Genomic DNA, 12154 nt, shown 5'->3' on the forward strand with positions numbered 1-12154 from the left:
TACCCTATTGTAAAAGTTCCGCTGTATTCACTTTCAGTGCTTTGGCAATACGCTCCAGTACTATGATCGTAGGATTACGAATTCCGCGCTCAACACCTGAAATATAGGTACGATGAAATCCAGCCTGGTCTGCAAGTTCTTCTTGCGACCAGTCTTTGGCCTCTCTTAGCTGTCGAATGTTTGCGCCAACGCGCTTGCAGATTTCCATTCATAAGAATGCGCCAGAATGCATCCTATAAATCTACAGACTATAAGTCTCATTTGGCTTGATCTTTGCTTTATTTCGAGCTGAATAGAGACTCATAAGATACAAAGGAGATTGTTTATGAGAAAATGGATAGCGGTTATGTCGAGTGCAGTCATATTGGTGGCGTGTACATCTATTCGTGAAAGCACCTATTTGCCGACATCGCTCAAAGCGAGTGAGTTTAATAATATTGCGAGTAGGTATATCGAAAGACCAACGACAACTCAGTTGCGCACGCTTTCAGATGGTAGCACTGTATTGAATGTGACTATGGATGAATATGGTTTTGGGGCAGGGGCGAGCATAGGTCAGAATGTTCCGCTGAATTTCTCAGTTAATTTTGATAGCCGTTACATCGACCAGTATTTGCCAATGCTGGATAAGTACCTGGAATGGTCAGCCCTTGCGACGCAGCGCAGTGACATTATTTCCAAGACGATAGGTGAAGCACCAACTTGGTCACAGATTGGCACGGGCAAGCTTAAGTTTGCTTTCCATAGTGGGAATGCATCTCAACATTATCTTGAGGTGGGTTTTTGCCTGACGGCCTGTGTGGAAGAGCGGATGATGTTATCAAAAGCGAATGTCCTCACACTGCGCCAGCTATTGGTAGATATGAAGGCGGGCAAGATTAATCAGCTCAATGTTGATGACGTTTATCGCTAGAGCCTTTTAAGCCAATTTCTCAAACCGAATTTACGATACGGATTCAGGGGAGATATATGTGTTATTGTGAGACTTATAGTATACATATCTCTTCTGTATCCTTCTAAAAAGGAGACTTAAACATGACACAGTTCCATAAATTTATTTCAATCGCTGTACTCACAATGGTAGCCTCATTTACTTCACCAGCTTACGCAGAACGCGTGAATGGAAATTTGCACAATAAATCTGTCTCAGCATGGAATGAGGCAAGTTACACTAACAAGCTTTCAACAGCAGAAGATTGGTATTCTGCTGTTAAGGGATATAGTACGCGAGTGCAGATTGGGGGCACTGACACTGTAAGTGTGAATATTCGAAAATTGATGAGTTGTGTCGATAATGCCGCTTATGAAATGTCAGTAAGATATGGAGATCTGGAAGTCGCAGTATTGGCAAGTGCGTGTGTGAAGCAGCTTGGGTTATAGTTGAGGTAGTGAGTGAGGATGAGCTATTTTGATGCTACTCGTATGGGGGATAGCAATTCGTCATCGGGCTTTGTTTCGGGCAGGTTTTCGCCAAAAGCGGACAGTTATACCTGTCTTCAAGAAAGCTTACCAAACACAAGATGGAATGCGAGTCTTTGTATTCAATTGCTCGCGTTCAATCCCAAGATTAACAACTTATAGAAATTGGTATAGAATCGTTCTGCAGAGTTTATGGGGGGTAATATGGGTATTTTTTCGCCGTATATTTTGGGGTTGTCTGGAGGCGCGTTTTTATGGGCTCTAATACTTCTGGGTATTTCTAGTTCAATTTTTAAAAAACAGAAGCGTAGATATGTTCAGGCAGTCGTTTTCATCGTTGGTGGCACACTATGCACCATTCTCTATTCGTATGGCGGTGCAGATGGTGGAAGTCCCGATTGGAAAGGGGCCGCATATTTGTTTGCAATTCCCTTTGGGATAGCTGGTATCATTTATGGATTGATCGGTAAATTTCTAGAAAATTCAAATCGTAAAACATCACCAATTGTCACCTTTTTAGTTCTGATAGTTCTTATTGCGATCATGTTGCTAGGGACTTGGAATAATAATGTTCGGAAAGAATATGCTGATTTTGACATTGAAAAGGCAGCAAAAACGGACCCCAAGTTGACTGGACTTCTAGCATTAAAGGAAACTATGCCAGCTATCTATGCTGAATTAATGGAGGAATTGAAGGCGTCAGAAACACCGTTAGGAGGCTATAAAGGTTTAGACAATGTGTTTACTAGGTTCTTCGAACGCCACCGAATGTCATTTCTACGCAATGCTGGCGATGCTTCTGTCTATAAATACGCAAAATTAATTCCACAACAGTTAGAAGATTTAAAAGCCTCCTCTCCCAATCGTTGTGTACATTTAGCGTTGGGGAATCCAATTCCTGATATTTCTCAATACCTTCGAGAAGAGACCCTGCTTGATATATCAAACGTGCTATCGGATACATTGCTTAGTGTAGGACAAGAAAGTTCTGGAGTTGCAGGCCATACCGAGGTCGAAAATGACCACATAAGATCACTTCAGATACTAGCTGCACAGAGTCCTCAATCATTCTTTGCTTGGGAAGAGGTTGCAAGCAACGCACTTTCAAATGACTATACAAAAAGCGATTGCCAAGCGTTTATTGATTATTATCAGGCAGGTTTAACAGCGCCGATAGAAACTATCACAAGAGTTTATCGTTCCAATGCACTTAGTGATCCCGATAGCTCACTTTCTCTCGAAGCCGAGAGCCGATTACTTGATGTGAGTTTACTAGCTGTTGCTGTGGATGCCAATAAAAGTTTACCAATGCAATTAGATTCAGCAACAGTATTTGAAAGGATGTCCTACAGCAGTCCCTTCACTAAGTACGAATATATAGTAGATAGCAAATTAGCGACGAATGAAGGTGTCAGACAGAACGTCGAGCGAAAAATTATCAATGATTTTTGTACCAGCACTGACCTCCGTGCAATTCTTCAAGAAGGTCGTGGCTACAAATTTGTGTATTTTCTTCAACAACAACAAACAGAATTGGTGTTGATGATTGATGAACATGCGTGCGTTAATGACCGTCTAAATGTGATTAAGAAGTGAACTATATCTTCTTCAAACCGTCCGTTTAGGGCCATTTCCTGACAGATGAATAGGACGGCTTTCATTGATCTAGCCCGATAGATTCTTGCCATTAATTTGAAGAAGCACCGAATAATGAAAGAGTGATGATACACGCGCGAGAATAGACTTTTCAGTTCCCGCCCTTTATCGGTTCTACTTTTAATAGAAAATGTACTATTAGGAGCTAAAGGGTTAGAATTTTAGAATTTGTTTGTCAGGTGTGTTTATGAAAATTGTCGCTTTTTGTATAAAAAATTATCGCCGACTTTCCGATGTAAATTTAGTGCTGGATGATAAGCAAACTGTACTTGTTGGTGCAAATAATAGCGGCAAGACGTCATGCATTGGAGCGCTTCATACATTCCTAAAAAGCCCAGAAAACCTCAGAGTTCGTGACATTTCGAAACGAAACTGGAAAGAAATACAATCAATTGGCGAGGAAGTCGAAAAGTACTTTCCCAAGAGCGAGGAAATGGACGAGCTAACTGATAGACTCGTCAGTTTACTGCCGAGGCTGGACGTAGACATCACAGCAGATGCGAGTGAAGCGTATAAGGTTCGTGATATCCTTCCTGACTTAGAGTGGTGCGGTGGACTCCTGTCGGTTCGCATAACCTACGAGCCGCAGGAAATAGAGAAGCTCCTTCGCGAATTTGTCGATGCAAGGCATGTAGTTTCCGAACATAAGGGTAAGGTAAGTCTATGGCCCAAAAATCTATATGATTTTCTAGAAAAAGGTCGAAATTTCAGCAACCACATAAGGCAGAAACATCACATTCTGAGCAAAGGAGCAGGACCTTCAGGGACTGATATCTTGCAGCCTCTCAAATCAGAGGCGTTGAAAAAGTTAGTTAGAGTAGATGTTATTTCTGAACAACGTGGCCTAGGCGCTGAAGATAGCGCTGAACAACAAGGCCCATATTCGGAAAAGCAAAGGCTCAACAAACTACTTCGCGACTATTATGATCGTATCTTGAACCCAGAAGACTTTCCTGAAGGCGAAGACCTTGCGGTCTTGGGGCAGCAACAGGAACTGGAAAAGGGTTTCACCGACCGGCTAAACGAGCAATTCAAAGACCCCTTCGAAGAGCTTAGAAAAATGGGATATCCCGGTATTGGTGGAAACCCAACTGTAGAAATTGCGGCCAAAATAAGCGGAACAGATGCTTTGCAAAAAGCCTCGTCCGTTCAATACAAGTTTGACAAGGATGGCGACGAATTCCTCCCAGAAAGTTACCTTGGGCTTGGTTATCAGAACCTGATTTATTTGACGTTTAGACTATTAGAGTTTCGGGACAGGTGGATGCGAGTTGGAAAAGCAGCGTCTACAATGGAAAACGTAGAAGAGCAGATTGAGCCGATCCATTTAGTTCTGGTCGAAGAGCCAGAAGTCAACCTGCATGCGCAAGTTCAGAGGGTGTTTGTTTCAAAGGCTTACGAAACACTCCGAAACCACCCCGATTTGCGTGATGGCAGCACAGGTGCTGACAAACCAGAGTATCAAACACAACTGGTGATCAGCACCCACTCTAGCCACATTATTGATGATATTGATTTCAAAGATCTGCGATATTTCCGAAGAAATAACGCGAATAAAGAAGTTGCAATGGATTATACCTCAATTGCGAACATGTCTGAACTCTTTGGGAACCCGAAAGAAGAACTTCAGTTTGTGAGAAAGCATTTGAAGCTCACACACTGCGACATTTTCTTTGCCGATGGAGTCATTCTTGTCGAAGGGCAGGCAGAGCGCCTTCTGGTTCCTGAGTTTATCGGTAGTTATTTTTCTGGGTTATCAAGTCGGTATATCTCTATGCTTGAGGTGAGCGGCGCTCACTCACACAAATATAGAGATTTGGTCGAAAAACTTGGTGTTGCCACTCTGGTATTAACGGATTTGGACTCTGTTGATAGCAACAACAATTCTTGTTTCCCAGAGTTAGATTCAGATCAGAAGAGCAACAATGATACTTTGAGACTTTGGCATCCTAAGAAAGAACTGTTGGATGATTTGGTTGCCTTACCAAAAGAGGAACACTCAACGATGAGCCAGGACGCACCGCTCTTTGTTGCATATCAGAAGCCAGTGAGTGTTTCTGGAAAAGAGGTTTTGTCTCGCACCTTTGAGGATGCCCTGATCTTGGCAAACTTTGACGACAAGTTCTTTGAGAAAAAGGAAAAAATTAGAGCTGCCAAAATCGCTTTTGAGGACGGGAGTAAGCCTCTATCACAGTCTCTTTTTGAATATGTGAAGGGATTAAAAAAAGGCAATTTCGCCTTTGATTGCCTTTCGTACCTCTCAGATGAGAAGGAGAAAACGTTCAATCCACCTGAATATATGAGTGACGGCCTCAAGTGGTTGGAAGAACAGCTTTCACCAGAGAAATAGGATATCATTATGTCACAAGATTCATTTTTGGCCGAAACTAAGTCTATCGATCATGATAACAAAGTTGATGATGCAATCAGAGAATGCCTCCGTGTTGGATCGGGCAGAAGTTTCATTACTTTTGCTGGCGCGGGATCAGGAAAAACTTACTCTCTTAAGAAGGCGCTAGATTTTCTGAAAACTGAACATTCAGACCAGTTCGCTAGGCAAGGTAGACAGATTGCAGTCGTTACCTTTACAAACAATGCCGCTGACGAAATCAGAGATCGGATCGAACAAAGTCCAATCTTTGCGGTATCTACTATTCATAGTTTTTGCTGGGCAGCCATAGACGGGTTCAATGAAGATATTCGTAAATGGTACCTCGAAAAGGTACCCGCGGATCTCGCAGTAATTGAAGATTTGGAACGTCGTGGACGTTCAGGAACCAAGGCTTCTGATGCACGAAGAAGAACAATCATTCGACTAAGGGAGAAACTAGAGTGGTTGGCAGAAAGGCGTACCTTCGTTTACGATCCAAACGGGGTAAACTCTTCGTGGAATGCTCTCTCCCATGCGGATGTACTCAAAATTTTTTCACACTTCTTAACCTCAAAGCCAATGATGGCTGAGGTCATCGTGAACAAGTTCCCTTTTATCTTTATTGATGAGAGTCAGGATACCAACAAAGATGTAATTACTGTTTTTTTTGATCTTCAAAAAGCTAAATCGGATAGAGTTCTTATAGGTCTTTTTGGAGATACGATGCAACGTATTTTTGGTGGAGGAGACCCTGAACTTGGAAAAAGTAAGCCAAGGGGTTGGGCACCTTTCGACAAGGAAATGAACCATCGTTCGGCGCGACGTATTGTAGGGTTGGGTAACCAAATTCGGAGCGAAGATGATGGGCGCATTCAGTATGCTCGGGAGGGGGCTGTAGAAGGATACGTTCGATATTTTTTGCTATCACACGGCGTTTCAGACAAAGATGCAGTTGAGGACGACATCCGCAAGCGCATGGCGCAAATTACAGGTGACCAAGCGTGGACGGATTCTAATTCCAAAGAAACTGCGATTTTGCTTTTGGAACACAAAATGGCGGGACGCCGTCTGGGATTCGATGAACTTTGGGATCAACTATCTGAATCCGAAAAAATCAAAGGGCAAATATCTGAGGGTGACAACCCTGAACTTAACTTCTTTTCTAACGTTGTGTTTCCGTTAGCAGAAGCGAGTTTAAGCGGAAGGCGAGCTGAGTTGATGTCGATATTGCGGGAAAACAAATCGCCGCTTTTGGAAGCCGGCGTCTTCGATGCCAACAAGAATGATCCACTTGAACTTGCCCGGGAGGCAGAGCATGCCTTTAAAGGAGTAGTTTCGAACGATACGGTGAGCTTTCGAAGCGTTTTAGAAGTCCTTGCCAACCACAATTTACTTCGTCTTCCAACAAAATTGCAGGCTTTTGTACCGGTTCCTAGAGGCAAAGAAGCAGATTTAGAACTAACAGGTGTTAATGCAAAATTTTTGTACGAAGAGGAAGACGATGATGACAGTGAAATCACTGCGTGGGCCAACGCTTTGGAAACTGAATTTTCTCAAATTCAAAATTACAGAGATTATATAGATCAAAACTCAACATTTCGGACACATCAAGGCGTTAAGGGTAACGAATTCGAGCGTGTTATGGTCGTCATGGATGATGATGAAGCAGGTGGGTTTTTGTTCTCTTACGAGCATTATTTGGGTGCAAAAGTGCCTTCCAAGGCGAGCCAGAAAAAACGGGATTCCGGTGAAGAAATCAGTGCAGATAGAACGAGGCGGTTGTTTTATGTAACATCGACTAGGGCTAGGACTAGCCTAGCGCATGTTATTTATACTTCAGACATTGATAAAGTTAAGTCTAACCTCATTGAGAGGAAATTTGCAAAAGAAGAGGAAGTTATTGTGGTTTAGACCAATAAATTAATTTAGGAGCTGATTGAATCTAAGGTTGATCGATTTTAAGCGAAACTCTGATCTCTGAGCTGCTAAGGATTATCCAGTCCTCAAATTCGGCGAACTAGGGAAACGGGGCAACAGCCTTGAATGCTCTCATCACCTCGGAAAAGCTATTCTTGGATATCTGATCCGCTTTTCAATTTGCTCCGCATTTTTTCTAAAGCAGCTTCATAGTGTTTATTTTTCTTACGGATATTCACATCAGCACCTAAGGGCTGAAACTCCGCACAATCAGTGATATAGATGACTTCATCGATTACTATTTCTTCAACCCCGTTACCGTCATCATCAAGTAGGTAAAAAGGGCAACCACGGACCAATTGCAGCCGATTAGATACTAGATCAAGACAGCATAAAACTCCCTAGCAACATCTCGACTTCTATCTCACTTCGAGCGTTAGTGTAGGTATGGAAGATATTGATAAAGCTAGGGAATTGATGGCGAAGGCGAGTGCATTCTTAGAAGATGCGCATGAAGCTTCAATCGAAGGGCAGTCCGCAAACTCAAGAGATGAAATAGAGGAATGTGCGGAGCTTCTCTTTAGCTTTACAAAGCAAGCGATTGCTTTTGCTCGTGAGGCCTGTTCGAGCTAATTAGAACTGGACTTTTTATGCATAGCAAGCATTGCTAAGATAAGAATTGACACACCCCATACTCTCCAGATGGATGAATACATCTGCGAGACTTAAGTCAGTGGGCACGCATTTGTGCTTGATATGATGAGCGGTGTTTCTGATGAGAGAATCTATTTCCAAAACAACAAAGTCGGATCGATTGATTAGCTTGCTAAAAGCCAAGCGAGGTAAGACGATTGTCGAACTTTCTGAAGCCCTTGGATGGCAAACACATACAACACGTGCTGCGCTTACGCGGCTGCGTCAAGCGGATCACAAAATAGAACGTATTTCTGCTGAAACAAAGGTTGGAGCGGGACGTTACCGTATTGTTGAGGTGTCCAAATGATAGATTTGGGTATTTTAGAACAAAGCTCACGCGCCGAATTATTTAAGCATTGGAAAGCGCTGTTTGGCGATGATCCACCATCAGGCATGAGCCGACCTATGATGGCGCGTATTATCGGTTTTGAAGTTCAGGTGAAGCAAGAAGGCGGTCTGAAGAAACGCACATTGAATCGATTACTGACGTTTGCAAAAGGCGATAAATCGTCCAAGCCCAATATAGAGATTAAATCGGGCACTAGATTGGTGCGTGAATGGAATGGTGTCAGCCATGTCGTTGATGTCTCTGATGAGGGCATTCTTTATAAAGCTAAATCATATAAATCGTTGTCCGCTGTCGCCAAAGAGATTACGGGCGCGCATTGGTCTGGGCCGCGTTTCTTTGGGTTGACCAATCGCAAAGCTAACTGATGAGCAAACGTAAAATCATACGTTGCGCCATCTATACGCGGAAATCCTCAGAGGAGGGGCTGGATCAGGAGTTTAACTCACTTGATGCTCAATATGAGGCTTGTCTTTCCTATGTTGCAAGCCAAAAGCATGAAGGCTGGAAGGCATGCAGTCAGCGCTATGATGATGGCGGTATATCGGGCGGAACTTTAGAGCGTCCAAGTATGCAGCGTCTGCTTGATGATGTGGATGCTGGGAAAGTCGATATGATCATTGTTTACAAAATTGATCGACTAACGCGCTCTCTTGCTGACTTTGTACGACTGGTTGAACGCTTCGATAAAGCTAACTGCTCTTTTGTATCTGTGACGCAGGCATTTAATACGTCGAGTTCTATGGGGCGGTTAACCCTGAATGTACTCTTATCATTTGCTCAGTTTGAACGTGAGGTCACAGGCGAACGTATCCGCGATAAGATTGCTGCATCCAAGAAGAAGGGTATGTGGATGGGTGGTCTCACACCGCTTGGATATGATGCTGTAAAAGAGGGCGTCATCCGTAAGCTTGTCATTAATTCAGATGAAGCAGCTACAGTTAGAAAACTGTTTGAGCTTTATGGCGAGTACAAGTGTTTGAGAAAAGTCAAAGAAGCGGCAGATCGGCTAGGGTTGAGATCTAAATTGCGAGCGAACAAAACAGGGGGCAGTCTAATGTCTCGTGGTCAGATTCACTTCCTACTGACAAACCCAATTTATACCGGACATATACGGCACAAAGATCAAATCTATGAAGGCCAGCATGGCGCAATCATTACGCAAGATGTGTGGGATCAAGTGCAGCTTGATTTACAAAAGGCGTCTAACAAACCACGCAACAGCAAAACTGGATGTCAGCCATCCCTTTTAGTGGGAAAACTGTTTGACGAAATTGGTAACCGTCTCACGCCAAGTCATACTCAGAAGAATGGCAAGCGTATCCGTTATTATGTGTCGAAGAGTGGAGGTGAAGCAAGTTCAATGCGGCTTCCAGCTGTTCAACTTGAGGCATTAATTCACCAAGCAGTGATTGATCAATTATCTGAGAATGTACATCTCCTGCTTCAAACGCCGGATGTTCAAATACTTGCTAAAGTGAGAGCGCGTGTCACCGAAATAGGAGATGCTAAAACTTGTGTTTTGTCTTTGATAAACAGAACTCAAATTAAAGGACAAAACCTTTGTTTTGATCTTGATGCCAGTCTCTTAGCTTCGATGCTGGGTGTTTCAGTAAATGAATTGGATATGGCTGTTTTAAGGTTCGAATGTCCTTTTCAATTAAAGCGCCGCGGAAATGAGATGAAACTCGTCTCGGGTGTCGAGGTGAGGGAGCCTGATCTCAGTTTGGTGAAAGCGATTGCTCAAGCGCATGAGTGGTTGAGGCAGGTTAAGGAAGGACGGTCTCTGGCTGAAATAGGTCGTGAATTGGGCGTCACGGATTCGTCCATTCGCAAACGAATAGCGCTTGCTTTTCTATCCCCTAGAATTACCGAGTCTATATTATCTGGAAGCCAACCTGTTGAGCTAACATTGCGGGCATTGATTACTCAAAGGCTTCCATTGGATTGGAAGAAGCAAGAAAAATTACTGGGATTTATAACTCCCTGATAGCTTCAATTAATATCCCTACTCAAAACCATATTGTTCCCTGTTCTTGTGTATTTCATTCCCTGTTTTAATTTTATCAGGGAATTGGTAATCAAAGCACTGAAATTAAACATTTTTAAATTCCATAATTTACCAATATTACCTTAATACAGGCTGAAAAGACGATATTTCCCTGTTAATTGTAAAATAACAGGGAAAATGGGCAAACCGGCCACATGAAAATGGGCTCTAGAGATTTTGGGATATAGACAGGGCGGAATCTTTAAGGCGACTAGTCTCTACGCAAAATGAGGGGGCTAAGCTACGGAAACATCGGCAATAAATTGAGAGAGAACGGCGCTGTCAGAATGAGACAGACTGAATGGCGGTGAGACAGTCCGTATAACCAGTGTTTACGTGTTTTCGTGTGGGCCCATTATTATATATAAAATACAGGTACTTAAAGTATTTTTGTGCGTGCGTGTTCATTATCAGTCGCTCAAATCCATGGTTTATGGCATACTCTTTGGCTGACCCTATGGTTTACCCTGAGACGCAATCAAACCCATGCCTGACCTGACTTCCAATAAGCTAAGTGACCTTAAATGCAAACGCGCGAAAACCGGCCGCCATTCAGACGGCGGCGGTTTGTATTTGAACGTAAAGCAAACCGGAGCGCGCAACTGGTTGTTTATATACCGGTGGGGCGATAAGCGCCCTTCCATAGGGCTGGGTGGGTATCCAGCAGTTTCATTGTCCGATGCACGGAAACAGGCCGCGATGTGTCGGGACTGGCTCAACCAAACGCCACGCAAAGATCCCAAAAAAGAATGGATGGTTCTCAATGCGCCAGAGGTTAAAATTGAGACTTTCGGCCCGTTTGCGCTTCGTCATATAGACGCGATTAAAGGCGACTTCCGAAATGCAAAACATATTGCGCAATGGCGATCAACATTGGAAACCTATGCCGAGCCTATCTGGGCTATGCCGTTAAACGAGATTAAAGTCGATAACGTACTACAATGTTTGGAACCGATCTGGGCAACAAAGAATGAAACAGCGCGCCGCGTCCGAGGGCGGATTGAAGCAGTGCTGGAAAGTGCTCGAGTGCGCGGCATGCGCGAGGATCCAAATCCTGCATCTTGGAATGGTCAGCTAAAGCATGTGCTTGGACGTAAGCGGCCAAAGCAAAAGCATTTGGCGGCGTTGGAATACGACCATTTGCATGCTTTTTGGCAAACTCTTCGGCAAAAAAACGGAATGGGCGCACTCGCACTTCAGTTTACCATTCTAACGGCCGCAAGGTCAGGAGAAGTTAGAGGTGCCACTTGGAACGAGATCGATATAGAGGCTGGCATTTGGTCAATACCCGCTGAACGCATGAAGGCTGAAAAACCGCATATTGTGCCACTCAGCCAAGCGGCTCTTGAAATCATTGATCATATTTCAAAAGCCAGACAAGGCGAACTAATCTTTATGGGTATGCGCGCAGGAAAGCCGATTTCTGACATGACCATGACCAAGGCTTTAAGAGATATGAAGCTGACAAATTCACAGGGGGAAGCTGTCACCGCACATGGCTTCCGATCTACCTTTTCCGATTGGGCGAGGAATGAAACAGACTTTCCGCGTGAACTCATAGAAGAAAGCCTAGCTCATAGTCTTGGCAAAGTCGAAGCAGCTTATAGGCGGGGGCAGGCCATAGAACGCCGCCGCGCTTTAATGGAGGCATGGGCATCGTATGTGTGTGGCTAAGTCAAATGCATTAGAACCATGATTG

Annotated in this window: 12 protein-coding genes; 10 read left to right on the forward strand and 2 right to left on the reverse strand. The window is 43.7% G+C overall.

Annotation, left to right across the window (positions count from 1 at the left end; genetic code table 11):
- Positions 1-4: 4 nt before the first annotated feature.
- Positions 5-208 (reverse strand): helix-turn-helix domain-containing protein, encoded by a 204-nt coding sequence (locus tag AC5EF3_RS10115; protein ID WP_493547959.1) that lies wholly within the window; start codon positions 206-208, stop codon positions 5-7.
- Between the two features lie 117 nt (positions 209-325).
- Here AC5EF3_RS10115 and AC5EF3_RS10120 point away from each other — a divergent pair, with 117 nt between their 5' ends.
- From AC5EF3_RS10120 to AC5EF3_RS10140, 5 genes are all read left to right on the forward strand, one after another.
- Positions 326-913 carry a hypothetical protein gene (locus AC5EF3_RS10120; RefSeq protein ID WP_493547960.1) on the forward strand — a complete coding sequence of 196 codons (588 nt, stop codon included), beginning with the start codon at positions 326-328 and terminating at the stop codon, positions 911-913.
- A gap of 122 nt (positions 914-1035) precedes the next feature.
- A complete protein-coding gene (locus AC5EF3_RS10125; protein ID WP_493547961.1) occupies positions 1036-1380 on the forward strand; it encodes a hypothetical protein in 345 nt (114 codons plus the stop codon).
- 243 nt (positions 1381-1623) lie between these two features.
- Positions 1624-3015 carry a hypothetical protein gene (locus tag AC5EF3_RS10130; protein WP_493547962.1) on the forward strand — a complete coding sequence of 464 codons (1392 nt, stop codon included), beginning with the start codon at positions 1624-1626 and terminating at the stop codon, positions 3013-3015.
- Positions 3016-3262: 247 nt separating this feature from the next.
- Complete coding sequence (locus AC5EF3_RS10135; protein WP_493547963.1) at positions 3263-5425, forward strand: AAA family ATPase; 2163 nt, start codon at positions 3263-3265, stop codon at positions 5423-5425.
- 9 nt (positions 5426-5434) lie between these two features.
- Entirely contained in the window at positions 5435-7357 is a 1923-nt protein-coding gene (locus AC5EF3_RS10140) for a UvrD-helicase domain-containing protein (protein ID WP_493547964.1), read from the forward strand.
- A 155-nt stretch (positions 7358-7512) separates the two neighbouring features.
- On the opposite strand, the gene AC5EF3_RS10145 is transcribed toward AC5EF3_RS10140, so the two are convergent.
- Positions 7513-7722: a hypothetical protein gene (locus AC5EF3_RS10145; protein WP_493547965.1), complete on the reverse strand. Its 210-nt coding sequence runs from the start codon at positions 7720-7722 to the stop codon at positions 7513-7515.
- An 88-nt stretch (positions 7723-7810) separates the two neighbouring features.
- Between AC5EF3_RS10145 and AC5EF3_RS10150 the strand changes: the two genes are divergently transcribed.
- The 5 genes from AC5EF3_RS10150 to AC5EF3_RS10170 all read left to right on the forward strand — a co-directional run bounded on the left by AC5EF3_RS10150 (position 7811) and on the right by AC5EF3_RS10170 (position 12129).
- Complete coding sequence (locus tag AC5EF3_RS10150; RefSeq protein ID WP_493547966.1) at positions 7811-7996, forward strand: hypothetical protein; 186 nt, start codon at positions 7811-7813, stop codon at positions 7994-7996.
- Between the two features lie 142 nt (positions 7997-8138).
- Positions 8139-8366 carry a DUF3489 domain-containing protein gene (locus AC5EF3_RS10155; protein WP_493547967.1) on the forward strand — a complete coding sequence of 76 codons (228 nt, stop codon included), beginning with the start codon at positions 8139-8141 and terminating at the stop codon, positions 8364-8366.
- Positions 8363-8773: a DUF2924 domain-containing protein gene (locus AC5EF3_RS10160; protein ID WP_493547968.1), complete on the forward strand. Its 411-nt coding sequence runs from the start codon at positions 8363-8365 to the stop codon at positions 8771-8773. Before AC5EF3_RS10155 ends, AC5EF3_RS10160 begins: the two co-directional genes overlap by 4 nt.
- Positions 8773-10395 (forward strand): recombinase family protein, encoded by a 1623-nt coding sequence (locus AC5EF3_RS10165; protein WP_493547969.1) that lies wholly within the window; start codon positions 8773-8775, stop codon positions 10393-10395. Before AC5EF3_RS10160 ends, AC5EF3_RS10165 begins: the two co-directional genes overlap by 1 nt.
- A gap of 546 nt (positions 10396-10941) precedes the next feature.
- Complete coding sequence (locus tag AC5EF3_RS10170; RefSeq protein WP_493547970.1) at positions 10942-12129, forward strand: tyrosine-type recombinase/integrase; 1188 nt, start codon at positions 10942-10944, stop codon at positions 12127-12129.
- Positions 12130-12154 lie beyond the last annotated feature (25 nt).

This window comes from Hirschia sp. (assembly GCF_058892565.1).